This is a genomic window from Curtobacterium phoenicis (assembly GCF_047238015.1).
Classification (GTDB): Bacteria; Actinomycetota; Actinomycetes; order Actinomycetales; family Microbacteriaceae; genus Curtobacterium.
On record NZ_JBDFLZ010000002.1, the window covers coordinates 1,479,436 to 1,504,872 of the forward strand.

Below are 25,437 nucleotides of genomic sequence, written 5' to 3' on the forward strand. Positions count from 1 at the left end.
AGCACCTGATGGGCTACAGCAACCCCCCGATCCCGTGGTCGCAGTTCGAGCGTGCCCTGTCCGACCGTCGCAGTCCGGGCAGCACGCACGCCGGCGACGGCGGCGACAGTCCCGCCTGGTCGCGGAAGCGCGAGAAGTACGTGCCGCCGGCGCTCCGCCGCGACGACTCCGGTCCGGTCGTGCCGTACGCCGAGCTGCACGCGCACTCGACGTTCAGCTTCCTCGACGGCGCGAGCTCTCCGGAGGAGCTCTTCGAGGAGGCCGCACGACTGCGCCTGCACGGGCTCGCGCTGACCGACCACGACGGCTTCTACGGTGTCGCCCGGATGGCCGAGGCAGCCGAGTCGTACCCGGGGATCGCGACCGTCTACGGCACCGAGCTGTCGCTCGGGCTCACCGAACCGCAGAACGGTGTCCCCGACCCCGAGGGCACGCACCTGCTGCTCCTCGCCGACGGGCAGGACGGCTACCACCGGATGGCCGGGGCGGTGACGAGCGCCCACCTGGCGGCCGGTGCCGAGAAGGGGCGGCCGCAGTACGACCTCGACGACCTCGCGGAACGGGCCGGCGGTCACTGGCGGGTGCTCACCGGGTGCCGCAAGGGTGCTGTGCGGCAGGCGCTCGAGCGGGGCGGCGAGTCCGAGGCCGAGGTCGCCCTGCGCCTCCTGCTCGACCGGTTCGGCACCGACCACGTCGTGGTGGAGCTCACCGACCAGGGCGATCCGCTGGACTCCGCCCGGAACGACCTCCTCGCCGCGCTCGCCGCACGGCACGCCCTGCCCGTGGTGGCGACGGGCAACGTCCACTACGCGACCCCGGCCCGGTTCCCCGTGGCCTCGGCGCTCGCGGCGGTGCGGGCACGACGGAGCCTCGACGAGATCGACGGGTGGCTGCCGGCAGCCGACACGGCGTACCTGCGCTCGGGTGCCGAGATGGCCAGACGCTTCGCCCGGTGGCCTGGAGCCGTCGAGCACAGCGTGACCCTCGCCGACGAGCTCGGGTTCACGCTGAAGACCGCGCGGCCCGGCCTGCCGAAGCTCGACGTCCCGGAGGGCCACACCACCATGTCGTGGCTCCGTGAGCTCACCTGGGAGGGTGCTCGGCGGTTCTACCCGGGCAGTGACGACGGGGTCGACCCGGCGAAACGGACCCGCATCGAACGGGAGCTCGCCGTCATCGAGGACAAGGACTTCCCGGGGTACTTCCTCATCGTCCGCGACATGGTGCAGTTCGCCCGGCAGCGGGGGATCCTCTGCCAGGGCCGGGGCTCCGCCGCCAACTCCGCCGTCTGCTACCTGCTCGAGATCACCGCCGTCGACTCGATCCGGTACGGGCTGCCGTTCGAGCGGTTCCTGTCGGCGCTGCGCGACGAGGAGCCCGACATCGACGTCGACTTCGACTCGGACCGTCGTGAAGAGGTCATCCAGTACGTCTACGAGAAGTACGGCCGGTTCAACGCGGCACAGGTGGCGAACGTCATCACCTACCGGCCGAAGGGCGCCGTGCGCGACATGGCGAAGGCGTTCGGGCACAGCCCCGGGCAGCAGGACGCCTGGTCGAAGCAGGTCGAACGGTGGGGGTCCGTGACCGAGAGCCAGGACCACGACATCCCTGGGCCCGTCGTGGACATGGCGCAGCAGGTGCTCGGGTTCCCGCGGCACCTCGGCATCCACTCGGGCGGCATGGTGCTCACCGACCGGCCGGTGGGCGAGGTCGTCCCGATCGAGCACGCCCGGATGGACGGCCGCACCGTGCTGCAGTGGGACAAGGACGACTGCGCCTACATGGGGCTCGTGAAGTTCGACATGCTCGGGCTCGGGATGCTCGCCGCGCTCCAGTACGCGTTCGACCTCGCCGCGGAGCACTGCGGTGAGCGGTGGGACATGCACACCATCCCGAAGGAGGAGCCCGGCGTCTACGACCAGCTCTGCCGCGCCGATACGATCGGGGTGTTCCAGGTCGAGTCCCGCGCGCAGATGGGGTCGTTGCCGCGGCTGCTGCCCCGCGAGTTCTACGACCTCGTCATCGCGGTCGCGCTCGTGCGTCCGGGTCCGATCCAGGGCGGCGCCGTGCACCCGTACATCCGGCGCCGCAGCGGTGCCGAGGCGATCACGTACCCGCACCCACTGCTCGAACCGGTCCTCGCCCGGACCAAGGGCGTCCCCTTGTTCCAGGAACAGCTCATGCAGATGGCGGTGGTCGTCGGCGGGTGCACGGGCGACGACGCCGACCTCCTCCGACGCGCGATGGGGTCGAAGCGCGGGCACGAGAAGATCGAACGGCTGCGCGAGAAGCTCTACGAGGGGATGGCGCGGAACGACATCCACGGTGCCGACGCCGACGCCATCTACGCCAAGATCCAGGCGTTCGCGAACTTCGGCTTCGCCGAGAGCCACTCCATCAGCTTCGCGCTCATCGTGTACGCCAGCGCGTGGATGCGGCTGCACTACCCCGGGGTGTTCCTCGCGGCGCTGCTCCGGGCGCAGCCGATGGGGTTCTACTCACCGCAGACACTCGTGGCGGACGCCCGTCGACACGGCGTGCGGGTGCTCCGGCCGGACATCCTGCGGTCGGAGGTCGACGCCACGATGGAGCCGCTCGACGGTGCCGGTCCTGGTGGTGCTTCCGGTGACAGTGACAGTGACGGTGCTGCAGCCGGTGCTGGCGGGCCGGTGACGACCGGTGACGACGGCTGCCTGGCCGACGAGCAGCCCGAGGTGCCGCCGTTCGACCGTTCGCTGCCGGACGACACCGCCCGGCACCGCCGCGACGGTGCGTTCGCCGTCCGGCTCGGGCTGGCCGAGGTGACCTCCCTCGGCCGCCGCAGCGCGGAGCGGATCGTCGCCGAGCGTCGGGCCAACGGGCCCTTCACCGACATGTCCGACCTCGCCCGCCGTGTCGGACTGACGACGGCGCAGCTCGAGGCGCTCGCCGCTGCCGATGCGTTCGCCTCCCTCGGCGAGGACCGCCGGAGCGGCATCTGGTCCGCCGGGCAGGCCGCGGCGGAACGACCGGACCAGCTCCCCGGCACCCAGGTGGTCGTGCAACCGCCGCTGTTCGGGCAGATGACGAGCGGAGACGTCCTCATCGCGGACATGTGGTCGACGGGGATGACGACCGACGACCACCCCGTCCGACACGTCCGACCGGTGCTGGAGCGTCGAGGTGTGCTGAGCGTCGCCGACACCATGACGGCGGAGAACGGCCGGCGGATCGAGGTCGGCGGGATCGTCACCCACCGGCAGCGTCCGGCGACGGCCTCGGGCATCACGTTCATGAACGTCGAGGACGAGACGGGGCTCGTGAACGTGATCTGCAGCGTCGGGGTGTGGGGGCGCTACCGTCGGACCGCTCGTGAGTCGCCCGCGGTGATCGTGCGGGGCATCCTCGAACGATCCGCCGAGGGCGTGGTCAACGTGGTGGCTGACCGGATGGAGCGCCTGCCGTTGGCGGTGCGGACCCGGTCGCGGGACTTCCAGTGACCGGTGTGCCGCAGCGTTACCGAGCCTCGGGGACCGTGATGGTGACCTCGAGGCCACCGGAGCGGACGTTGCGGAGGGACGCCGTGCCTCCCGCCCGTTCTGCGATCGCCCGCACGATCGCGAGCCCGAGTCCGGAGCCCCCGGGCATGGTGATCGCACCGGTCGCGGGATCCGGGTTCGGCCGCGACTTGCGGGCTTCGTCCGGACGCGTGAACCGGTCGAAGGCCACCGGGATGAACGACTCCGGGACTCCGGGGCCGTCGTCCGTGACCTGCAGGATCCCCTCGCCGTCGGTGCTCCGCCACGAGACGAAGATCCCGCCGCCGCGCGGGAGCGCCGCCACCGCGTTGCCGGCGATGTTGGTGACGAGCTGCGCCATGCCACCGGTGTCGAGCCGGTACCGCGGTTCGGACGAGTCGTCGGTCCCTGCTCCGGAACCACCGGAGCCGCCGGTCACGGTCCGCCCGTGGGTGGTCGGCGCCTCGAGGTCGAAGTCGACGGTGATGTCCTTCGCCGAGGCGATGAGCCGGACGCGGTCGACGGCTGCCATGACCTCGTCACCGAGGTCGGACCACCCCGTCGTGGGCTGCTCGGCGCCGTCCTGCTCCCGGCGTTCCGACTCCTCGATGCGGGAGAGCGCGAGCAGGTCGTTCGCGAGCCGTGACAGACGAGCGACGCTGAGCTTGGCGCGCTCGATGTGGGCTGCCAGGGCGGTCGCGTCGTCGCCGTCCAGCGACGCCAGGTCGAGCTGGGTCGTCAGGATCGCGAGCGGCGTGCGGAGCTCGTGGCTCGCGTCACTGACCATCTGGCGTTCGCGCTCCGTCGCCTGTCTGGTCCGGGCGAGGAAGGCGTTGAGGGTGGTCGCGAGCGATGCGAGTTCGTCCTGGGCCGGGCCCACCGGCAGTTCGGCGCGCTCGGGAGCGACCGAGAGCCGCTCGGCCTCGCGCCGCATCCGGTTCACCGGTCGCAGCGCTGTCGTCGCGAGCACCCACGACGCGACACCGAACGCGATGAGGATCGCCAGGCCGGTCAGGGACAGGGTCGTGGTGAGGTCGTCGACGACGAGGGCCTCGGCCTGGGAGTTGCGCGCGGCGACCACGGTCCACCGGCCGGCTCGGTTGACGGGGTGCTCGACGACGATCCGGTACTGCGAACTCGCGACGTCGATCACCCGGGTGCCGGCCCGCTCCTCGGTGAGGCTGCCGAGCGCCCGCTCGAGCCGACCGGGCATCGTCGACAGCACGATGTCACCGGAGGGGGACACCACCGCGACGAGCTGGGCGTTCCCGGGCTGCGAGAGGTCCGGGTCGCTGTCGACCTCGAGGGTCGCGACGTACGGATCAGCGTCAGCGTCGAGCAGCGTCCGGGTGGCGCTCGCGACGACGCTGACCACCTGGAAGCGCATGACGAGCACGAGCAGGACGATCACGACCGCCGCGATCGCCGTCGACCCGATCGTGATCCTGGCCCGCAGCGACAGCAGTCGCAGCGGGCGGATCAGGCCCCGGTGGCCGGTCGGCGCGTCCGACCGGCCGTCCGGGGTCGTGGTGCTCACGCTCCGACGAGGTCGAGGCGGTAGCCGCGTCCGCGGACCGTCGAGATCGCCACCGTCGCCTCGTGCGCGGTCAGCTTCTTGCGGAGGTACGAGATGTACTGCTCCACGACGTTGGGATCGACGTGCTGCGAACCGTCCCAGACCTCCTCGAGGATCTTCGGCCGGTCGACGACGCTGCCCACGGACCGCGCGAGCAGCCGCAGGAGCGCGAACTCGGTCGGGCTCATCGCCACGCGCTGCCCCTTGATCGCCACGCGACGCGCCTCGGAGTCGATCGCCACGTCGCCGACCTCGATGGTGCGGGGCGCGCCGGCGGTCTCGCGTCGGCCGAGCGCGCGGAGACGTGCGGTGAGCTCGGCGAACGCGAACGGCTTCGTGAGGTAGTCGTCCGCGCCGGCGTCGAGACCGAACACACGGTCGTCGACGGCGTCACGAGCGGTGACCAGCAGGATGCGCACCGGGTCCTCCCGCTCGCGGATCCGTCGGGCGAGCTCGAAGCCGGACATGCCGGGCATCATGACGTCGACGACCGCCAGGTCGAACGACTGCTCCCCGAGTGCGATGAGCGCCTCGACACCGTTCTCGACCGCGACGACGCGGTACCCCTCGGCAGCGAGTCCGCGTTCCATGAGGGCGCGCATCTCGTCGTCGTCCTCGACCACCAACAACCGCATAGTGGACCTCCTCGCCCCCATCGTGGCATCGAACCTGTACGCGTGGGAGACCCCTGGGCCGATCCTGCTGAATCTCGTCACAGAACGTTCTCGTAGTAGAACGTTCTGTCCCGCGTTCGAGGGACGTGAGGACCGCTCTCTTCGTTGCTAGGCTGCGGACGGACCGAGCGCGCCCGACGCTGGGTCAGCACGGGGGCACCACCATGACCATGACCGAGACGTCGGACCACCCGGCGATCATCCGGCTCCGGATCGAACTCGACGCAGCGTGGAAGAGCGTCTGCACGCTCGAGGACCTCGCGGACGAGCGGCGGGGGAGGGTCGTCGCGGAACTCCGGACGGCCGTGCCCGACGTGGCGAGTCGCGCAGCGCTCGAGGCCGGGGCCGACGCCGCGGTCGCGGAGATCTGTCGCTTCGCCGACGCCGAGGTCGTCCGGGCCGACGTGCTCGACGCCGGCGCCGTGGTGCCGTCGACCGAGCTGTGGGACTCCATCGTCCACACCGCTGCCGAGGCCGTGGCCGCCCGACGCTGACGCGCGCCTGCGGCAGCGCCACGAGCCTCGTGCCGGTGGTGCCGCGTCTCGGGTGCAGGCCGCGGCGACTCGCGCTGGCGGACGGTCCTCGTGCTCCCGCGCACGAGGAGTGTCCGCCAGCACGAGACTCGGGCACGCCGGGCGCGGTACCGGGCGCCGAACGGCGCGCGCCGCACGGCGCGCGCCGTACCGCGCGCCGTGCCGTCGCCGACCGCGTGCCGCGTCAGTCGTCCTCGCCGAGGAGTTCCTCGCGCACACGCCGGATGTCCTCGAGCAGCGCCCCGATGAGGATCCAGTGCTGTGAGTTCGGCCGCAGGACCTCGAGCGGCGCCGTCAACGCCGGCTCCTCCACGACGGGGAGATCGCTCGCCTCGACCCGCTGGCTGAGCGCCCGGACGTCGGCCCCGATCCGTGCGACCTCGGTGGCGATCCGCCCGACGACCGGGTCGGCGACGAGGTCCGGCCCGGTGTTGTCCCGGATCGCGCGGGTCATGCCGGTGACCCGTGTGACGAGCACACGCAGGTGCTCGGCGACCGCGGCATCCCGGTCGAGGACGTCCCGGTGTCGGCTCCGTCGCGGGTTCATCGTGAGGGACTCGCGTGCGGCCCCGATCGACGCCTCGGCACGCAGGTGTTGGGACCGAAGGGCACGGGCCTGCAGCAGCGCCTCGTGCCACCGGTCGTGCTCCCACCCCTCGGTGAGCCCGACCGCGATCCGTTCGAACGCCGCTGCGGTGTCGCGGGCGAGCCGGGCCACGGCGAGGTGCGCCGGCTCGAGCAGCACCGGCGGCACGAGCGCGGCGTTCACGACGAGGGCGACGACCGCGCCGACGACGGTCTCGAGGATCCGGTCGGCCGAGTAGTTCGGCGTGACGACGCCCGCGGTGAGGACGAGCATGCCGCTGATGCCGACCTGGGTCGCGGACGTCGGGGTCAGGCGCAGGGCCCAGGCGATGAGGATCGCGAGCACGACGACGAGCAGCACCACCCAGACGCTGTCCCCGAGCAGCAGGTGCACAGCGGTCGCGAGCACGACCCCGAGCACGACCCCGGCGCTCCGTTCGAGCCCCTTCACGAAGGACTGGTTGATGCTCGGCTGCACGACGAGCAGCGCAGCGATGGCCGCGAAGGTCGGGAACGGCCCCTGGATGAGGAGGCGGCAGAGGAGCACCGCCGCGACCACCGCGACCGCGGTCTTGACGACCTGCAGGAAGGGGGTGCGGCTGGAGCTGCGGAGCCTCGCGACCGGGTTCACGTCACTCACGGTAGCCACGAGCCGCACGACCGGCCGTGCACGAACGCGACGAAACCGCGCGGACACGGTTGACTGATCCCGTGTGGCCCAACCACGAGCGCGTCATCCCGCAGGCCTTCGCCGGCTCCGGGACCTCCGTCGTGGCTGCACGCGCCCACTCGGTCGAGCCGTCGGGCAACGGCTACCTCTACGGCTACGAGGTCGACACGGTCGACCGCGGAGGGCAGCGCGCGACGGTCCTGACCTACGTCGACACCGGCGGCGCGCACGACCAGAACAGCGCGATCGTCACGGACCCCGCCACCGGCGAGCCGGTCTCGGTGTGGGCGTACCCGAACGACCCCGGCCTGCCGGTCCTGCCGCAGGTCACGTACCGCGACGCCGTCGCCGAACTCCTCACCACGCTCGGCATGCCGGTCACCGACCCCACGCTGACGGTCGCCGCGTACCGACCGGGCAAGCGCGCCGTGGTCCGCGTCGACGCCCCCGAGGGCACCGTGTTCCTCAAGGTCGTCCGTCCGCACCGCGTCGCTCCGATCGTCCGGTCGCACGAGCAGTTCGTCGCGGCCGGTCTGCCGGTTCCCCGCGTGCTGTCGAGCCGCGGCGACGGGCTGCTCGTGCTCGAACGCATCCGCGGCGTCCCGGCGGGCAGCCGCATCCTCGACATCGCCGACGACCCGCGCTTCGTGGCGTCGCTCGCCGCGCTCTCCGGACGGATCGCCACGGTCCCGATGACCCAGCAGGCCCGAGCGGACGCCATGGACCACGCGGACTGGCACCGTCGCACGCTGGTCGCCGCGCTGCCGCAGGACGCCGAGGAGATCGACCGGCTGTACGACGCGATCGGCCGGCGCTCGATCGGGTGGACGAGCGGCACGAAGCAGGTCGTGCACGGTGACCTCCACCTCGAGCAGGTCTTCGTCGACGAGGACGAGCCCTGGCGCATCTCCGGCCTCCTCGACATCGACACCGCGGGCTGGGGTTACCCCGTCCGCGACGTGGGCGCCGTGGTCGCGCACCTGGTGGTCACCGGCCTCTGGCACCGGTCCCGCGGCGACGCCGACCGCGGTGCGGCGGCGGAACGGCTCGCGGACGCGATCGCCCGCGACTGGGTCACACGGAACCCCGCCGAGGCCGACCGCATCGGTCCCGCCATCGGCGCGCAGCTCCTCGCCCACGCGGGCGGACAGGCGACGACCGGCTCAGCCACCGGGATCGCCACCGCGGAGCAACTGCTCGCGGCGACGCGCGCTGCGCTCGCCGAGGCGACCCCCGTCGCCCCGTCCGACGGTGTCGTCCGCCCGCGCTCCGCACCGCGGGTCTGACGCCGGTCCGCCGGTCCTGCACCGCGCCTCCCGGTCGGGTCCCGACCACGGGTCCGACGCCGGTCCGCCGGTCCTGAACCGCGCCTTCCGGTCGGGTCCGGACGCGCCGGCCTGGAGGCACGACGCGCGCGGGCAGCGTCGAGTCGCCTCCGTCGGTGGTCGAGGAGTAAACTGACCGCGCACGTACCGCGTGCCTGCGCGTCCCGTCGCATCCAGACAGGACCGGTCTGCCACTTGGCGGACGCGGGTGCCGGATCCGTGGCCGCCCCGAGGGGGCGCCACGTGCGTGTGACGGCGCCGGATCCCGGCGCGGGCCGTCACGGTCACCCGAGTGGTGGCGCAGGCGCCCGCGCGGAACCGACCGCGGACGCTCCGGAAGCGTGGCGGTGGGGGACCGGCGGACGACGGGCCACGGTGGCCCGCGATGCGCCGGGACCACCTGGACCCGGACGGAGACTTCCGCCGATCGGCGGCTCGCCCGTGACGAACGGGCGGAACAGGAGGAGCGTTGGCTCGATCAGGCACCCGGCGTGCAGCCGGCGGGACGCGGACCGCGTCGCGCCGCACCAGGCCGCTCGACAACGACGGCGTCATCCCCGTCCTCGCCCGCGCCGTGCGCGAGGTCGAGGCGGCGGCCCAGCGCGGACCGCTCAAGGCGTCGAACCGCTCGAAGTTCCAGGCGGTCGCCCTGCTCATGCGCGAGGAACGCGCACGGGTCAAGGCGGACACGGACCTCACCGACGCGCAGCGCGCCGAGCAGCTCAAGCGGCTCGACGGCGTGGCGACGATCCTCGCGAAGACGGCTGCGCGCGACACGAGCGTGATCCAGCTCCTCACCGAGGAGGCCTCGGTCAGCGAGGCCACCCGCACCGTCAAGCGCGACATGATGATCGCCGGCGGCATGGAACTCCAGCCGGAGGACCTCGTGATCGCGGCCGAACCGGCGCCGACCGTCGAGACCCCCGTGCGATCGGTCGTGCCGCAGGCCGTCGTGCAGCGCCAGCTCGCGAACCCGTTCCTCGCGCCCGACTTCGCGCTCGCCGACCAGCCCGTCGCACACCCGCGTCGGCTGGCGAACTGGGAGCTCTTCGGTCCGCTGTTCAAGTCGTTCGAGTACGGCGCGGGCGGGGGAGCGGCGTCGATGCCGCTGCCCGAGCCCACGACGCTGCACTCGAAGTCCGGCACGACGCTCATGAAGCACCAGGCCGAACTCGTCGCCGCCGCCTCGCAGGGGCACCGCACGTTCCTCCTCGCGGACGAACCCGGCCTCGGCAAGACCGCGCAGTCGCTCCTCGCCGCCGAGGCCGCGAACGCGTTCCCGCTGCTCGTTGTCGTCCCGAACGTCGTCAAGACGAACTGGGCGCGCGAAGCCGCACGGTGGATCCCGAACCGGACCGCGACCGTCATCCACGGCGACGGCGACGACCTCGACGGGTTCGCCGACGTCGTCATCGTGAACTACGAGATCCTCGACCGGCACGTCGGCTGGCTCGGCTCGTTCGGGTTCAAGGGCATGGTCGTCGACGAGGCGCACTTCATCAAGAACAAGGACTCGCAGCGGTCCCGGTTCGTGTTGCAGCTCGCCGAGAAGATCCGCTCCCGGGTCGCTTCGCCGCTGCTCATGGCGCTCACCGGTACGCCGCTCATCAACTCCGTCGAGGACTTCCGCACCATCTGGGAGTTCCTCGGCTGGATCGACGACAAGAAGCCGCGCGCGAAGCTCATGAACGAGCTCGAGGAGATCGGTCTGACGCCGGCCGACCCGGGCTTCTTCACCGAGGCACGGAAGGCCGTGATCGACCTCGGCATCGTCCGACGCCGCAAGGTCGACGTCGCCGCGGACATCCCCGCCCGTCGCATCGCCGACATCCCGGTCGAGCTCGACGGCGAAGAGGGCCGTTCGATCCGCGACGCCGAGCGCGAGCTCACCGCGAAGCTCGTCCGCCGCTACCACCAGGCCCTCGACGCCCGCACCGGGCAGGACCCGGTCGTCGGGATCGACCACAAGCTGGTCCGCCAGGTCGCGCGGTGGGAGCTCGAGGACCAGGATGCCTCGTCCACCGGGGAGAACGTGTTCTCGATGGTCCGGCGGATCGGTCGCGCCAAGGCCCAGCTCGCCGCGGACTACGCAGCGCAGCTCGCGTCGAACGTCGGCAAGGTGGTGTTCTTCGCGAAGCACCTCGACGTGATGGACCAGGCGGAGGAGGTCTTCGCGCGCCGCGGCCTGCGCACGGCGACGATCCGTGGCGACCAGACGCCGACGCAGCGCACCGCCGAGATCGACTCGTTCGTGAACGACCCCGACGTCGCCGTCATCGTCTGCTCGCTCACCGCGGCGGGCGTCGGCCTCAACCTGCAGGTCGCGTCCAACGTCGTGCTGGCCGAGCTGTCCTGGACGAGTGCGGAGCAGACGCAGGCGATCGACCGCGTGCACCGCATCGGGCAGGAGGAGCCCGTCACGGCGTGGCGCATCATCGCGGCACAGACGATCGACACCAAGATCGCCGACCTCATCGACTCGAAGGCCTCGTTGGCCGCTCGGGCGCTCGACGGCTCCGACGAGGAGATCGTCGACTCGGGCGACATCCAGCTCGACGCGATGGCGGCGCTGCTCACCGAGGCGCTGGAGCGCGGGGCGCGGTAGCGGTCGGCGCAGGCGCGGCGGCCTGGTGCCGTTCGCGTCCGCACGACGAAAGCCCGCCGGAACCACGGATCCACGTGGTGCCGGCGGGCTTTGCTCGTGCGGCGGCCGCCGCTCCCAGGCGTTCGGCGCGTCAGACGCGCGACTGGACCTCGGCGAGCGAGGGGTTCGTCGCCGTGCTGCCGTCCGGGAACACGAGCGTCGGCACGGTCTGGTTGCCGCCGTTGACCTCGGCGACGAGCTCGGCCGTACCCGGGGTCTGCTCGATGTCGACCTCGCGGAAGGGCACACCGGCCTTCGTCATCTGGTTCTTCAGCCGGGCACAGTAGCCGCACCAGCTCGTCGTGAACATCGTGACGCCGCCGGCCTCGGGCACGAACTGGTCACGGGTGATCGTCTCGCTCATGCGCTCAGGGTAACCCGGCTGTCTGGGCATGGCGTCCACCTTGTCCTACATAGCTTGACGGGCTTGTTCTACATAGGTAGGTTCAGTGCATGGAACCGATCAGGCGCGTGACCGCCCCCACGCTCGAGGTTCTCGACGCGCTGCTCACCGCCGACGAGCCGACGTGGGGGCTGCTCGTCATCAAGGCCACCGGGCGGCAGGCCGGCACGGTGTACCCGATCCTCGAGCGGCTCGAGCAGCTCGGGTGGATCCGGTCGAGCTGGGACGACGACGCCGAGCGGTCCGGGCCGCGACGACGGCTCTACGAGTTCACCGGAGACGGAGCGGTCGCGGCGCGCGAGCTCGTCGACGCCCGGGCCGACACGGCACGGGCCGTGGCACGCTCCACGGGCCGCACCCGTCCGACCAACCGGCCGGTGGCGTCGTGAGAGCGCTCGACCGCGTGCTCGTCGCTGCGGCCGTCGCGATCTCGCCCGCCGCGCACCGCGCGGTCCGCCGGGAGCAGTGGGTCGCCGACGTGCAGGGCGCTCCCGAACTCGACCTCTCGCCGACCGCACTCGCGTTCGGCGCCTTCACCACGGCGCTCTTCCACCGCCGTGCCGATCGTCGCACCACCTGGGGGACCACCATGACCGCAGCACCGCTCGACGTCCGTCCCGAACCGCACCGCGTCCGGACCGTGCCCGTCCTCGTGGCGGTGGCGGTGGTGTCGCTCGTCGCGTCGGGTGTGTGGTTGCTCCTGCAGACGAACTCCGGATCGTGGACCGAACGCGTCGTCGGGACGCTCGTCGGGGAGGCACTCGTGCACGTCGTGCCCGGTGTGGCCGTCGCGCTCGCGATCCTCGTGCTGCAGGCGAGTACTCCCCGACGGTGGATCGGTGCCAGCACGGTCCTCGCGGCGACCGTGGTGATGGTCCTCCTCCCGTCCCTCTCGTCGGTCGTGCCGGTCCCGTTCGAGTTCTCCCTGCTCCTGACGCTGTTGCCCCTCGTCGGGTGGTTCGTCGCGACGCGCACGCCCTGGCCGGCCTGGACGTTCGCCGCGCTCCCGATGGTCCTCGTGCAGGCGGAGCACACCGGGGCGCTGTGGACGTTGCTGCCGGCGCAGTGGAACCCGATCCTGTTCGGCGTGCCGTACCTCTCGCTCGTCGTCGCCGGGTTCGTCGCCAGCAGGTTCTCCACCGATCGTCCCCGACGGTTCGTGGCACCCGAGGGAGCCCTGGTAGACAAGAGCGCGTGAGTGACACGCACCTCGAGATCGAGCGCACCTACGACCTGCCGGCGGGCGGGGACCTGCCCGACCTGATCGGTGTCGGCGGCATCCTGCAGTCCGACCGGCAGGAGCCGTTCGAACTCGACGCCACCTACTGGGACACCGAGCGGTACGACCTCGTCGCGGCACGCGTGACCGTCCGCCGCCGCACCGGGGGAGCGGACGCCGGCTGGCACATCAAGCGCGCTGCCTCCGACACCGTCCGGCACGAGCAGCACTTCCCGCTCACCGACGACGCGGACACCGTGCCGGACGAGGTCCTCGCGGCGCTCTTCACCGAACGCCGTGGGCGCGGCCTGCGTCCCGTCGTGCGGATCACCACCACCCGGACCGTCACTCGGCTCCTCGACGAGGACGGCGACCAGATCGCCGAGCTCGCCGACGACACCGTCCGGGCACAGCGCCTCGACGACGACGCCCCCGAGACGCCGCGCACCTGGCGCGAGGTCGAGGTCGAGACCGTCGGCGGCGTGGACGAGCAGATCGCCCACGAGCTCTTCGCCGCCCTCGACGGACGCTTCGCGGCCGTGGGGGCCGGCCCCGCCGCCGTCTCGTCCAAGCTGGCACGCGGGCTCGCCGGTGCACCGGCACCGCGCCTCCAGACCGGCGACAAGCCCGAGAAGGGCACCGCCGCCCGCGCACTCACGAAGCGCCTCCGGAAGCTGCGCGCCGCGCTGCTCGAGCAGCAGGCCGACCTGCGCGACCAGGCGACCGCGCCGACCGTCGACCTCCGCGAGATCGCCTCGACCGCGCTCGGGATCGCAGCGGTCCTCGGCTCCTACCGACCGGCGTTCGCGCCGACCGCGGAGTTCGACCGCGCCGCCGAGGCCGCGGACGCGCTCGCGGTCGTGACGGCGCGGGCGGCACTCGCCGAGTACCTCGTGGATCGGCTGCCCCGGGCATCCACCCCGGCGCAGGACGCCCTCGTCGACGCGATGACCCGCGAGCGCATCCTCGCGGCCACCCGCGAACGGCGCGCCAACGCGATCCGTGACGTCGTGGCGTTCCTCCACACCGAACCGTTCCTCGAGCTCCTCGACGCGCTCGACGACGCCGTCGAACGACCCGAGCCGACCGCGTGGGCCCTGCGCTCCCCGAAGCACGTCGCGCAGGACGTCTCCGCGATCGAGAAGCCCCGCGTGCGCGACCTCGTGCGCGACGCCGTCGCCGACGAGGACGCCGAGGTGGCCGTGGTCGAGCGTGAGGCCGCCGCCCTCGCCGCCACCGAGCTGGCGTGGACGGCGACGCTCCGTGCTCGGATGGCGATGGACGTCCTCGGCGACGATGCGTTCCCGCACGCGCTGTGGAAGCGGATCGGCAACGCGGCCGAGGTCCTCACCGAGCGGGTCCGGTCACTGCACGCGCTCGAGCAGCTCCGGGTCAACTCGGGCATCGCGGAGCGCGGCGGAGAGGTGACGTTCGGGTACGGCGTCCTCGCGGGCGACCGCGTCCGGCTCGCCGAACAGTCCTACGACGAGGCGGTGCACACGCTCAACCGCGTGTGAGCGCCGCGCCGGTGCCCAGCCCTGCGGCATGGGCACCGGCACAGCGTTCAGCCGGCGGCGATCGGCTCGGCGTCAGCCGCTGCCGGGGAGACCTCGGCCAGCCCGAGCGTGTCGAGCAGCCACGCGAGCTCGAACGCCCGCTCCCGCCACGAGTCGTAGCGGCCGCTCACGCCGCCGTGCCCCGCCGCCATCTCGGTCTTGAGCAGCACCGGCGCACCGACCTCGCGCAGACGCGCCGTCCACTTCGCGGGCTCGACGTAGAGCACCCGGGTGTCGTTGATCGAGGTCACCGCGAGGATCTTCGGGTACTGCACGTCGTCGCGGACGTTCTCGTACGGCGAGTACTCGCTCATGTACCGGTAGACCTCGGGGTCGTGCAGCGGATCGCCCCACTCGTCCCACTCGATCACCGTCAGCGGCAGGTCCGGGTCGAGGATGCTCGTCAGCGCATCGACGAACGGGACGGCCGCCAGGATGCCGGCGAACCGCTCGGGAGCGAGGTTCGCGACGGCGCCCATGAGGAGTCCACCGGCACTCCCGCCCTCGGCGACGAGCCGGTCGGCGGACGTGCGCCCACTGTCGATCAGGTGCGATGCCACCGCGACGAAGTCGGTGAAGGTGTTCTTCTTCGTGAGGGTCTTGCCGTCCTCGTACCAGTGCCGACCCATCTCGCCGCCGCCGCGCACGTGGGCCACGGCGAACACGACACCCCGGTCGAGCATGCTCAGCCGCATGACGCTGAAGCCGGGGTCGATCGAGTGCTCGTACGACCCGTAGCCGTAGAGGTGCAGCGGAGCGGGCTGGCGGGCGTCGACTGCGTCACGGCGCCAGACGAGCGAGATCGGCACGCGGGTGCCGTCCGCCGCGGTGGCCCAGTCGCGCTCCTGCACGTAGTCGGCCGGGTCGTACCCACCGAGCACCGGCTGACGCTTGAGGACGGTGACCTCGCCGGTCGCCAGGTCGAGGTCGCTCACCTCGGACGGGGTCACGAACGACGTGAAGCCGATCCGGAGCGTGGGCTGCTCCCACTCGGGGTTGCCGCCGAGACCGGCGGAGAAGAGCGCTTCGTCGAACGGGACCTCGTGCGCGTCGCCGTAGCCGTCGTCCTCGATCGGGATGATCGCGACGCGGGGCAGCGCCTCGGACCGGTACTCGAGGGCGAGGTGCCCGGCGAACGCGTCGACCGACTCGATCCGACGCTCCGGGTGGTGGGCGACGACGACGCGGCGGTCCTGCTCCGAGGTGGGGTCGTCGGCGGGGACGTCGACCAGCTCGAAGTTCTCGGCGCCGTCGTTGTGCAGCACGAGGAACCGGTCGCTGCCACCGACGATGGCGTGCTCGATCTCGTACTCGACGCCCTCCCGCCGCGGCCAGACGACCTGGAACTCGCCGGTGGGGTCGGCCGCGTCGAGCACGAGCGCCTCGGAGGTGATCTTCGACCCGAGCTCGATGACGATGTACTGCGACGAGCGGGTGACGCCGACACCGACCCAGTACCGGTCGTCGGACTCCTCGAACACGACGACGTCCTCGGAGGCAGGTGTGCCGACGGCATGCCGCCAGATGCGGTCCGGACGCCAGGAGTCGTCGACCGTCGGGTAGAAGACGAAGCGACCCGACGGGTCGAACGTGGCGCCGGCACCGGTGTTCGGGATCTCGTCGCTGAGGTCCGCACCCGTCGTCAGGTCGCGCACGTGCAGCGTGTAGCGCTCGTCACCGGCGACGTCGACGCCGTACAGCAGCCGGGTGCCGTCGTCGGAGATGTCGTAGGACCCGAGCGAGAAGAAGTCGTGTCCCTCGGCGAGGACGTTGCCGTCGAGCACGACCTCCTCGCCCGGGAGCCTGCCGGGCCCGCCGTCGGCGGGGGCCTCGATCGTCGGGGGCGTCCAGTCGTCCGGACCGCTGATCGGCGCCCGGCACTGCACGCCGTACTGCGACCCCTCGGCGGTACGGGTGAAGTACCACCACCCGCCCGTCCGGACGGGGACGGAGAGGTCGGTCTCCTGCACGCGGGACTTCACCTCGCCGAAGATCCGGTCGCGCAGCGGGGCGAGGTGCGCGGTCGCGGCGTCGGTGTAGGCGTTCTCCGCCTCGAGGTACGCGAGCGTCTCCGGGGACTCCTTGTCACGGAGCCACTCGTAGTCGTCGACGAAGTCGATGCCGTGGTGCGTCCGGGTGACCGGGCGCTTCGCGGCGGTGGGCGGGGTGGCCTGTTCGTGCTCGCTGCTCACCGTCCCACCCTATGCGCAGGGGCCGTGCCGCAACCCGGCTGCACCAGCGGTCACGCGGAACGGCCCGGTGTGCGCCGGCGGTCGCGCGGAACGGCCCGGGGCGCGCCGGTGGTCACGCAACCCAGCCGGGCCGCGCCGGCCATGACGCCGGCCGCCCGGCCGCCCGGTCGCTCGGCCGCACCCGACTGTCACGCGACCCGGCCGAGTGTTCTCGACCGCGCCCGCACGGCGTCGGTCACCCGAGCGGCGAAGGCCTCGTACTCGGCAGCGACGCCCTCCACCCGCCAGACCCGCCGCCGACGCCGTTCGGTCAGCGGTCGGAGTACGCCGGCACCGCACAGACGCCGGACCACCGCGTCCACCCGGTCGCCGAGCAACCGGTCGAGCACTTCCTCGGTCACCGACGGCTCCGCCGCGAGCACGCCGACCAGGGCAGGGGAGAGCCCGAGGCCGTCGAGCCACGCCCGGTGCTCGCGGAGTGAGAGGGCCGAGACCGTCGCCTCGTCGCAGACGGTGCCGACCGCGATCGCCAGGTCGCGGACGAGGTCGTCCACGTCGCCGTCCCGGTACGCCGCGAGCAGGTCGAAGTACCGCGCACGCTCAGCGGCCAGCACGACGGCGACCGGCGCCGTGACGCACACGCTCAGCCCCCGGCGACGGAGCACCGCGGCGATGAGCGCGCGGCCGATCCGACCGTTGCCGTCGGTGAACGGGTGGATCGATTCGAACTGCGCGTGGGCGAGGGCGGCCTGCGCGATCGGGTGCAGGTCGTCACGGTGCACGAAGTCCAGCAGGTCGTGCACCAGCCCCGGGACCTCGGCGGCGGGCGGCGGCACGTACGTCGCCAGGCGCGGTGTGGTGCCGCCGCCGATCCAGTTCTGGACGTCGCGGTAGCGCCCGGCGTACGGGCCATCGACCGGATCGTCGACCATGAGCGCCCGGTGGGCGGACAGGAGAGCCTGCTCGGTGACCGCGCCGTCCGTGGCACTCGATGCGAGGCGCTCGAGCGCCGCGCCGGCACGGACGACGAGCGTGGCGCTCGGGTTCGCCCGTCCGCCGACGGAGGCGCGTGCCAGGTCGTCGAGGGTCGCGTGCTCGTGCTCGAGCCGCGACGAGGCGACCGCCTCGGTGCGGACGAGGATCGCCGACAGCCCGGACAGGACGTGCCCGTGCTCCGCGTCGAGGGTGCGCAGCGCGTGTGCCGCGTGCGCGAGGAGCTGTCCGGTGCCGTCACCGGGCGACCACTCCGCGGCTCCGATCCGTGGCGGGACGGATGCGGTGACCTCGCGCAGCATCCGGTCGGCCTTCGGCCCGCGCGCACGGGTCCGCCACGGCACGACGACCCGCGTGTGCGCCGGCCAGGGCACGAGCGCCCGCACCCCGGCACGCGCCGCGGGCGACGGCTCCGCCTGTGTGGAGCAGGGCAGCGCATGCGCGGACTGTGTCGAACGGGTGGTGAGAGTCAGCGGATGGTGCACGATCCGCACGGTACGACCGCGCACGGGCACGCCGCCACGAATCCGGATGTCGTATGCACGGGCGCCGCTACCGTGGCATGCATGACCAACTCCTTCGCCATCACCGGTGCCCACGTCGTCCCCGTCACCTCCCCGGAGTTCGACGGCGGGGCGGTCGTCGTCGAGGACGGGAAGATCACGGCCATCGGCCCGGACGTCTCACCGCCGGACGGCATGCCCGTCGTCGACGCCGCCGGAGCCTGGCTCGTCCCCGGCTTCGTCGAGGCGCACGGGCACGTCGGCATCCACGAGGAGGCCAACGGCGAGGCCGGCAACGACACCAACGAGATGACCGGCCCGAACATGGCCGGTGTCCGGGCGATCGACGCCGTGGACATCCAGGACGAGGGCTTCCGCGACGCCCTCGCCGGCGGTGTCACGAGCATCGTCGTGAAGCCCGGCTCCGGCAACCCGATCGGTGGCCAGACCGTCGCGATCAAGACCTGGGGCGGCCGGACGATCGACGAGCAGCTCATCTCCGACTCGGTGAGCGTCAAGAGCGCCCTCGGCGAGAACCCCAAGCGCGTCTACGGCGGCAAGGGGCAGACCCCGTCCACCCGCCTCGGCGTCGCGAAGATCATCCGCGACGCCTTCGTCGAGGCGCAGAACTACCGCGCCGCTCGCGACGCCGCCGAGGCGAAGGGCGACCCGTTCGCCCGCGACCTCACGAAGGAGACCCTCGTCCGCGTGCTCGACGGCGAGCTCGCCTGGGACCAGCACACCCACCGCCACGACGACATCGCGACCGCGATCCGCCTCGCCGAAGAGTTCGGCTACCGGCTCGTCGTGAACCACGGCACCGAGGCCCACAAGATCGCCGACGTCCTCGCCGAGAAGGCTATCCCGGTCATCTACGGACCGCTCTTCACGAGCCGCTCGAAGGTGGAGCTCCGCGACCGCGGCATCCCGAACCTCGCCACGATCGCCGCGGCCGGGGTCCGCGTCGCCATCACGACGGACGCGCCGGTCGTGCCGATCAACATGCTCGTCGACCAGGCCACCGCCGCCGTCAAGGAGGGCTTGCCCTGGCAGACCGCGCTCGAGGCGCTCACCGTCAACCCGGCGGAGATCCTCGGCTTCGGCGACCGCGTCGGCCGGCTCGAGGTCGGCCACGACGCCGACCTCGTCCTCTGGGACGGCGACCCGCTCGCCGCGACCAGCCGCGCGACGCGCGTCTGGATCGAGGGCGCCCAGGTCTTCGAGTGGGCCGACGGGCAGGGCGTCACCAGCGACCGGTGGTGACCAAGTGACGGACCGGAGGCACGGTGCGGGCCCGCACCGTGCCTCCGGTCCGTCCACGGGTCGCGTCGGACGCGACCCGCACCGGTCACGCCTCGCGCGACAGCAGGAACTCGTTGATGCGCTCGGTGAGCGGCAGGTCCATCGCCCGGGTGACCCCGTTCACGGACCGGATCGGGGCCGCCTGCCGGACGCTCGACACGAGCCAGAGGGCGTCGGCGGCCTCGAGGTCGGCGAGCGTCACGAGTTCGTAGGACGTGTCCATGCCGGCCTCCTCGGCGAACCGGAAGACGTCGGCCTGCGTGGTGCCGGCGAGGATGCCGATGTCGGTGCGGGGCGTCACGAGCCGCCCGCCGACGGACATGATCAGGTTCGCGCGGGTGCCCTCGAGCACGTAGCCGTCCGTCGAGACGAAGAGCGCGTCGTCGGCCCCGCGGCGGTCGGCCTCGCGCAGCGCCGCCATGTTCACCGCGTAGGACAGCGTCTTCGCGCCCTGCAGGAGCCACGGGGACGTCCGCTCGACGTCGTGCCGGTAGCCGCGGTCGAGCGTCACGACCGAGATGCCCTCGGTGCGGGCAGGGGTCTGGTCGCCCGACGGTGCCGCGTACGCCCACCCGGTCGGCCGGTCGGAGCCCTCGACGCCGCGGGTGAGGACGGTCTTCACGAAGCCCTCGCGGACGGGGTCGAGCTCGGCGCACACGGCCTCGATCGTGCGACGCCAGGCCTCGGCGTCCGGCACGGGCAGGTCGAGCATGCGGGCGGACCGCTCGAACCGGGCGAGGTGCGGCTCGAGCGCCTGCGGTCGTCCGTCCACCACGGTGATCGTCTCGAAGACGCCGTCGCCGCGGATGATCCCGAGGTCCTGCACCTGCACGTGCTCCTCGAGCGGAGCGGCGAACCAGAACGTGTCGGCGTCCGGGTCGTGCGGCGCGGCGTCGCGGGAAGGCTGGTTGAGGATCGCGAGGACGGTTTCGGTCATGCCCCCATCCAACCGCAGCGCGGCTGGCCCCCGCTCCGGACCCCGTGCCTGGCCCTTGCTCCGGACGGTGCCTGGCGCCGCCAGCGCCCGTCAGCTCGCGTCGGGCAGCGCACCCATGAGCTTCCAGACCGCCTCGGTCAGCTCCGGGTGCTGCAGGGCGATGCGGCGGAGGCGGTGGTACTCCTCACCCATCGCGGTGCCTTGACCGGACGCCGGGTGCATCGACCACTGGGCGCTCCGCTTGCCGATCGCGGCGTCGAGTTCGAGTGAGTCGGCCCGGAGGATCAGCACGACCTGCTCGTCGACGGTCGGCAGCGTCGGCATGAAGTCCCACGGGTCCTCGCCCTGCCGGCTCCGGTGCTCGACGAGCATCGAGATCTCCTCGGCGGCCTCGGCACGCAGCACTTCGAGGCTGCGCCCCGACCTGCGGGACTCAGCCATGATGCCCCCGCAGCACGCCTGCCATGCAACGAGCGTACGCCACACTGGGGGCGTGACCGAACGCGCCGACCGCACGATCCAGCACCCGGCCGTGGTCGTCGTGTACCTGCTCCGCGATGGAGCTGACGGCCCCGAGGTGCTGCTCGGGGAGAAGCGTCGCGGCCTCGGGACCGGTCGGCTGGTCGGGCCGGGCGGCAAGCGCGAGCCCGGCGAGGCTGCGGTCGACACGGCCGTCCGCGAGGTGGCCGAGGAGGTCGGACTGCGGCTCGACCCCGACGACCTGGAGGCGCGGGGCACGTTGGACTACCGGTTCCCGTTCCGGCCGTCCTGGTCGCAGGTGTCGGACGTCTTCGTCTGCCGTCGGTGGCAGGGGGACCCCACGGGCAGCGACGAGCTCGTGCCGCGCTGGATCCCGGTGGGGGCCGTGCCCTACGACGCGATGTGGGACGACGCGAGGTACTGGCTGCCGGGGGTGCTCGCCGGTGGACGCGTCCGTGCGCGGTTCACGTTCGCGGAGGACAACGCGACCGTGGCGGGGTTCACCGGGGCGTGATCAGCGCGCCTGCTGGGTGCGGGTGCTGCCCGTCCGTGCTTCCTCGGCCGCGGCCATGACGTCCGCATCGCCGCTGCGGCCACCGAGCGGCCGCACGAAGAAGTCGACGATGCCGAAGCCGATCGCTCCGATCATCGCGAACATCGCCCACCCGACGAAGAGTCCGGCGGTGTTCCGGCCGTCGGGTGCGAGGAAGACGCTCAGCGCGTAGAACACGACCGCGAGGGCGAGGAACACGACGACGACGGTGACGAGGACGCGGTGCCAGGCGATGCGCGGGTTCATGCGCCCAGGATACGCCCGGCGCGGTGGCCGCCCGTGCCCACGGTCCGACGCTCGGGCAGGGTCGCGGCGTCATCGCGACGGCGGTCGCTGCGACCGAGAGGCTGCGCGATACTCGTCCGCGGGACGGGGCCGCCGCGACCGGGCCGCGGCGCTGGGCTGGGGCAGTGGGGCGTGCGCGTCAGCGCTCGGCGTGCCGTCCGTGCGGGCGGTCGTCGGAGGAGCCGCCGCTCCGCGCGGACGAGCGAGCCGGCGCGTCGGAGCGGGCCGGCGCCCTGGAGCCGTCCACCCGTGGGACGGGACGCGTGCGCGGGCCGCTGGTCGGGCCTCCCGGCCGTCCGGAAGGAGCGGAACGCTCGCCGGCACGCACCACCGGGATCCGTCCGGTGGGTGTCGTCTCGGTCTCGAGCCCGTCGCGGCCGCCCATGAAGACGTCACCGCCGACGCGCTCGTCCTCCCAGTCGTCGTCGCGCAGGACCGTCAGGGTGCCCGTCTCGGTCGAGGTGAGGCCGTGTCGCTCGAGTTCCTGGTCGCGCTGCTTGCCGAGGAACTCCCGGTTCGCGTTCTGGGCGTCCTGGAACATCGTCGTCCTGCCGGTGACGATCGCGCGGATGCGTCGGTGCTCCCACCACATCTTGCCGAAGTACATGAGGACGAGCCCCGCAGCGGCGTAGCAGGCCATCGTGATCAGCCCTCGCGTGAGTCCGGGCCCGACCCCGTAGATCTGGTGCTTGATCATGTCGACCATGCTCGATCCGACGACGACGTTGTTCAGCCAGGCGAAGGGCTCGGGCATGAACCACTTCGGGTAGGCGCCGCCGGAGGACGGCATCGAGAGGAAGACGAAGCAGATCATGGCCGGAGCGGCGATGAACCGGCCGGCGAAGTAGCTCAGGCCGTTGACCGCGAGGCCGATCGCCACGATCCAGCCCCACGCGATGAGGACGAGCGGGACGAAGTGCCCGTGGATCGCGCCGACGACCGGGCCCGCGAGGGTGTTCGTGATGAGCGAGATGACGAGCCCGCCGATGACGATCACGGCCATGCGCACGCGGTGCCGGAGCGGGCCGCCCATGATCCCGATGAACATCGCCACCATGTAGCCGCCGATGCACCACGCGAGCATGACGTACATCGACACGGTGCCGTACTCGTCGTACGCCGGGAGCGGAGCGAGCTCGGTGACCTTCGGTGCCGCGGCACCGCCCGCCTCGATCACCGCGGACAGCGTGGCGGGCACGAGTGAGGCGACCTGGAACTGATGGGCGCTGGCCTTGTAGAACTCGTTCGCCGACGGGTCGTACGCGACGGCCATGCTGCCGGCGAGGACGTCGCGCTTCGCGCTCGCGAGGGAGTCGTAGACGTGGAAGACGTACTCGCCGGGCAGGGCCTTCCCGACGGCTGCGACGAGTGTCGGGTCGCTGCCGACGAGCGCGACCGGGACGTCGTGGGGGTGCGGTGCGTGGAACGCGAACACGTAGCAGAGGCAGAAGCCGACGATGAAGAACAGCGGCATCCAGAGCTGCAGGCCGATGAGCTGCAGCGACGGGTGGAGCGTGCCGTACCACCGCCGGTACCGACTGATGCGCTGCGGCTCGGGGACGGGGGCCTGGCGGACCCGACGGTGTCCTGCGACGGACGACCCTCGGCGGGGACGCGTGCCGCGGGTCGACGGGCGGGTGGTCCGCTTCTGGGGGAGGTCGTTCCGCGGGGTGCTCACTCGGCCACGTGCTCCTGTTCTCGATCGGAGCGCCAGGATACGCCGCGACGTCCGACAGCGACCGGGGCGCGGTGCGTGCGGTCCGGCCGCCACGGGTGTGCCGTGCGTGCGGTCGTGCGGGAGGTCAGCTCCGGCTGCGGGACGCCTGTGCCGAGTCCATCGCGAGCTCCTCGGCGTCGAGCGTCACGAGCACCCGACGCATGACCTCCTCGTCGAGGTTGCCCTTCTCGCGCTCCTCGAGCACGATCTCGCGGCGCCGGTCGAGCAGGTCGCGCCGGATGTCCTGCATCTGCGAGCCCCGGAGCCGCGAGGGCAGCTGCTGGTCCTCGGTCTCCTCCTCCACGGCGTCCTGCCGGAACGTCTCCGCCGCTCGCTCGAGCCGGGCCTTGAGCCGCGCGACGAACACGTCGGTGGCCTCGACCCCGAAGCGCTCGCCCCACTCCGGCCGTCGCTGCTCGATGAGGTCGATCGCTGCGCGGGTGGTGCGCTCGTTCAGCCGCATCTCGCTCCGGACGTCCTGGATGCCCTCCTCGGGGTCCTGCACCTTCAGTGCCCGGATGACGAACGGCAGCGTCAGGCCCTGGAGCAGGAGGGTGCCGACCGTCACGATGAACGCGATCACGAAGATGGTGTCCTGCGCCGGGATCTCCGTCGGGTTCGCCACGACCGAGACCGCGGCGGCGAGCGTGACCACGCCGCGCATGCCGGTCCACGAGATGACGGTGAGCTCGCGCCAGTTGAGCTTCGGCTCCGCGGAACCGCGGATCCACCGCAGGGAGGGGTGCCCGCGCGAGAGCCGGATGCGCAGGGGCCGGAGCCAGCGTCCGTTGATCCGGTTGCGCACGTAGGACTCGAACACGAAGAGGGGCCGGACGAGGATCACGACGAGGAGGATCACGAGCGCCGCGGTCAGCGTCTCGCCGAGGCTCCGCTCGCTCGCGACCAGCTTCTGCACCACGTCGTTGAGCTGGAGGCCGATGAGGGCGAACACGAAGCCCTCGAGGATCACGTCGATGCTCGTCCACAGCGGACGTTCCTGCAGCCGTGTGGCGTAGCCCTCCTTCGGCGAGTTGTAGCCGATGTAGAGGCCCGCGGTGACGACCGCGATCACGCCGGACCCGGACAGGTGCTCCGCGCCGATGTACGCGACGAAGGGCAGCAGGATGCTCATGATCGTCTCGACCACCGGGTCGTTGATCCGCATCCGGATCCAGTGCACGAGGACGCCGAGCACCCCGCCGACCACGAGGCCGACGCCGATCGCGAGCCCGAAGATGCCGAGGTCCTGCCAGATGGTCAGTGACGTCCCCGCGATGATGAGCGTGAACACCCGCACGAGCGTCAGCGAGGCCGCGTCGTTGATGAGACTCTTGCCGGACAGCACCGTCATCACACGCCGGGGGAGCCCGAGCTTCCGACCGATCGCCGCCGCGGACACGGCGTCCGGCGGGGCGACGATCGCGCCCAGGAGGATCGCGGCCGGCAGGGTCATGTCCGGGATGAGGAAGTACGCGACGACGCCGACGACCAGCGCCGTGACGATCACGAGGAAGATGCCGAGCCGTCGGATCTGCTTGATCGACGTCTGGAAGCTCTGCCACGACACGTCGAGCGCTGCCGAGTAGAGCAGCGGGGGGAGCACGACGGTGAGGATGACCTCGCTGTCGATCTCGATGTGCGGCAGCCCGGGGATGAACGACGCCGCGAGGGCCACGGCGGTGACGAGCAGGGGAGCGGGCAGTCCCTTCGCCCGGGCGAACCCCGTCACCGCCAGCGAGCCGATCAGCAGGATGAGCAGTTCGACCGGGTCCATGAGGAACATTCTGTCA

Annotated in this window: 20 protein-coding genes; 9 read left to right on the forward strand and 11 right to left on the reverse strand. The window is 72.1% G+C overall.

Features of this window, described 5'->3' with window-relative positions:
• Positions 1–8: 8 nt before the first annotated feature.
• On the forward strand, positions 9–3,482 hold the full coding sequence (locus ABC270_RS07285; protein WP_412880167.1) for an error-prone DNA polymerase: 3,474 nt from the start codon (positions 9–11) through the stop codon (positions 3,480–3,482).
• Positions 3,483–3,498: 16 nt separating this feature from the next.
• Here the strand turns inward: ABC270_RS07285 and ABC270_RS07290 are convergent, their stop codons facing one another.
• Both ABC270_RS07290 and ABC270_RS07295 read right to left on the reverse strand, forming a co-directional pair.
• On the reverse strand, positions 3,499–5,037 hold the full coding sequence (locus ABC270_RS07290; protein WP_412880168.1) for a sensor histidine kinase: 1,539 nt from the start codon (positions 5,035–5,037) through the stop codon (positions 3,499–3,501).
• Positions 5,034–5,711, reverse strand: a complete 678-nt coding sequence (locus tag ABC270_RS07295; protein ID WP_058724844.1) for a response regulator transcription factor — start codon at positions 5,709–5,711, stop codon at positions 5,034–5,036. Before ABC270_RS07295 ends, ABC270_RS07290 begins: the two co-directional genes overlap by 4 nt.
• A 203-nt stretch (positions 5,712–5,914) precedes the next feature.
• Here ABC270_RS07295 and ABC270_RS07300 point away from each other — a divergent pair, with 203 nt between their 5' ends.
• Complete coding sequence (locus tag ABC270_RS07300) at positions 5,915–6,244, forward strand: hypothetical protein (protein ID WP_412880169.1); 330 nt, start codon at positions 5,915–5,917, stop codon at positions 6,242–6,244.
• Positions 6,245–6,467: 223 nt separating this feature from the next.
• Here ABC270_RS07300 and ABC270_RS07305 read toward each other — a convergent pair whose 3' ends face one another.
• Complete coding sequence (locus ABC270_RS07305; protein WP_412880170.1) at positions 6,468–7,499, reverse strand: FUSC family protein; 1,032 nt, start codon at positions 7,497–7,499, stop codon at positions 6,468–6,470.
• A gap of 80 nt (positions 7,500–7,579) precedes the next feature.
• Here ABC270_RS07305 and ABC270_RS07310 point away from each other — a divergent pair, with 80 nt between their 5' ends.
• Positions 7,580–8,824 carry an aminoglycoside phosphotransferase family protein gene (locus tag ABC270_RS07310; protein ID WP_412880171.1) on the forward strand — a complete coding sequence of 415 codons (1,245 nt, stop codon included), beginning with the start codon at positions 7,580–7,582 and terminating at the stop codon, positions 8,822–8,824.
• A 508-nt stretch (positions 8,825–9,332) separates the two neighbouring features.
• Entirely contained in the window at positions 9,333–11,468 is a 2,136-nt protein-coding gene (locus ABC270_RS07315) for a DEAD/DEAH box helicase (protein WP_412880172.1), read from the forward strand.
• A gap of 130 nt (positions 11,469–11,598) precedes the next feature.
• On the opposite strand, the gene ABC270_RS07320 is transcribed toward ABC270_RS07315, so the two are convergent.
• Positions 11,599–11,871 carry a mycoredoxin gene (locus tag ABC270_RS07320; protein ID WP_058724840.1) on the reverse strand — a complete coding sequence of 91 codons (273 nt, stop codon included), beginning with the start codon at positions 11,869–11,871 and terminating at the stop codon, positions 11,599–11,601.
• 89 nt (positions 11,872–11,960) lie between these two features.
• On the opposite strand from ABC270_RS07320, the gene ABC270_RS07325 reads away from it, so the two are divergent.
• The 3 genes from ABC270_RS07325 to ABC270_RS07335 are packed head-to-tail and all read left to right on the forward strand — an operon-like array spanning position 11,961 to position 14,646.
• Positions 11,961–12,299 carry a PadR family transcriptional regulator gene (locus ABC270_RS07325; protein ID WP_412880173.1) on the forward strand — a complete coding sequence of 113 codons (339 nt, stop codon included), beginning with the start codon at positions 11,961–11,963 and terminating at the stop codon, positions 12,297–12,299.
• A complete protein-coding gene (locus ABC270_RS07330) occupies positions 12,296–13,108 on the forward strand; it encodes a hypothetical protein (protein WP_412880174.1) in 813 nt (270 codons plus the stop codon). The genes ABC270_RS07325 and ABC270_RS07330 overlap by 4 nt, the downstream gene beginning before the upstream one ends.
• Positions 13,105–14,646: a CYTH domain-containing protein gene (locus ABC270_RS07335; RefSeq protein ID WP_412880175.1), complete on the forward strand. Its 1,542-nt coding sequence runs from the start codon at positions 13,105–13,107 to the stop codon at positions 14,644–14,646. Before ABC270_RS07330 ends, ABC270_RS07335 begins: the two co-directional genes overlap by 4 nt.
• Positions 14,647–14,693: 47 nt before the next feature.
• On the opposite strand, the gene ABC270_RS07340 is transcribed toward ABC270_RS07335, so the two are convergent.
• Both ABC270_RS07340 and ABC270_RS07345 read right to left on the reverse strand, forming a co-directional pair.
• Complete coding sequence (locus ABC270_RS07340; protein ID WP_412880176.1) at positions 14,694–16,877, reverse strand: S9 family peptidase; 2,184 nt, start codon at positions 16,875–16,877, stop codon at positions 14,694–14,696.
• 188 nt (positions 16,878–17,065) lie between these two features.
• The gene (locus ABC270_RS07345; RefSeq protein WP_412880177.1) at positions 17,066–18,256 is read right to left on the reverse strand and encodes a Fic family protein; all 1,191 of its coding nucleotides are present in this window, start codon (positions 18,254–18,256) and stop codon (positions 17,066–17,068) included.
• Positions 18,257–18,436: 180 nt separating this feature from the next.
• On the opposite strand from ABC270_RS07345, the gene ABC270_RS07350 reads away from it, so the two are divergent.
• Positions 18,437–19,636, forward strand: a complete 1,200-nt coding sequence (locus tag ABC270_RS07350; protein WP_412880178.1) for an amidohydrolase — start codon at positions 18,437–18,439, stop codon at positions 19,634–19,636.
• A gap of 85 nt (positions 19,637–19,721) precedes the next feature.
• Here ABC270_RS07350 and ABC270_RS07355 read toward each other — a convergent pair whose 3' ends face one another.
• Complete coding sequence (locus ABC270_RS07355) at positions 19,722–20,612, reverse strand: aminodeoxychorismate lyase (RefSeq protein WP_412880179.1); 891 nt, start codon at positions 20,610–20,612, stop codon at positions 19,722–19,724.
• Between the two features lie 90 nt (positions 20,613–20,702).
• A complete protein-coding gene (locus tag ABC270_RS07360; protein WP_290132328.1) occupies positions 20,703–21,053 on the reverse strand; it encodes a tryptophan synthase subunit alpha in 351 nt (116 codons plus the stop codon).
• 52 nt (positions 21,054–21,105) lie between these two features.
• Between ABC270_RS07360 and ABC270_RS07365 the strand changes: the two genes are divergently transcribed.
• Entirely contained in the window at positions 21,106–21,606 is a 501-nt protein-coding gene (locus ABC270_RS07365; RefSeq protein WP_412880180.1) for an 8-oxo-dGTP diphosphatase, read from the forward strand.
• Here ABC270_RS07365 and ABC270_RS07370 read toward each other — a convergent pair whose 3' ends face one another.
• The 3 genes from ABC270_RS07370 to ABC270_RS07380 form a co-directional block, all read right to left on the reverse strand.
• The gene (locus ABC270_RS07370; RefSeq protein WP_412880181.1) at positions 21,607–21,891 is read right to left on the reverse strand and encodes a hypothetical protein; all 285 of its coding nucleotides are present in this window, start codon (positions 21,889–21,891) and stop codon (positions 21,607–21,609) included.
• Between the two features lie 178 nt (positions 21,892–22,069).
• On the reverse strand, positions 22,070–23,608 hold the full coding sequence (locus tag ABC270_RS07375) for an ABC transporter permease (RefSeq protein WP_412880182.1): 1,539 nt from the start codon (positions 23,606–23,608) through the stop codon (positions 22,070–22,072).
• A 124-nt stretch (positions 23,609–23,732) separates the two neighbouring features.
• Positions 23,733–25,421 (reverse strand): cation:proton antiporter, encoded by a 1,689-nt coding sequence (locus ABC270_RS07380; protein WP_412880183.1) that lies wholly within the window; start codon positions 25,419–25,421, stop codon positions 23,733–23,735.
• Between the last annotated feature and the right edge of the window lie 16 nt (positions 25,422–25,437).

Excerpts from the sequence above, each read along its gene's own strand:
- ABC270_RS07320 (WP_058724840.1), bottom strand. The coding sequence starts at position 11,871 with ATGAGCGAGACGATCACCCGTGACCAGTTCGTGCCCGAGGCCGGCGGC.
- ABC270_RS07355 (WP_412880179.1), bottom strand. The coding sequence starts at position 20,612 with ATGACCGAAACCGTCCTCGCGATCCTCAACCAGCCTTCCCGCGACGCC.
- ABC270_RS07350 (WP_412880178.1), top strand. The coding sequence starts at position 18,437 with ATGACCAACTCCTTCGCCATCACCGGTGCCCACGTCGTCCCCGTCACC.
- ABC270_RS07370 (WP_412880181.1), bottom strand. The coding sequence starts at position 21,891 with ATGAACCCGCGCATCGCCTGGCACCGCGTCCTCGTCACCGTCGTCGTC.
- ABC270_RS07380 (WP_412880183.1), bottom strand. The coding sequence starts at position 25,421 with ATGGACCCGGTCGAACTGCTCATCCTGCTGATCGGCTCGCTGGCGGTG.
- ABC270_RS07285 (WP_412880167.1), top strand. The coding sequence starts at position 9 with ATGGGCTACAGCAACCCCCCGATCCCGTGGTCGCAGTTCGAGCGTGCC.
- ABC270_RS07360 (WP_290132328.1), bottom strand. The coding sequence starts at position 21,053 with ATGGCTGAGTCCCGCAGGTCGGGGCGCAGCCTCGAAGTGCTGCGTGCC.
- ABC270_RS07295 (WP_058724844.1), bottom strand. The coding sequence starts at position 5,711 with ATGCGGTTGTTGGTGGTCGAGGACGACGACGAGATGCGCGCCCTCATG.
- ABC270_RS07325 (WP_412880173.1), top strand. The coding sequence starts at position 11,961 with ATGGAACCGATCAGGCGCGTGACCGCCCCCACGCTCGAGGTTCTCGAC.
- ABC270_RS07300 (WP_412880169.1), top strand. The coding sequence starts at position 5,915 with ATGACCATGACCGAGACGTCGGACCACCCGGCGATCATCCGGCTCCGG.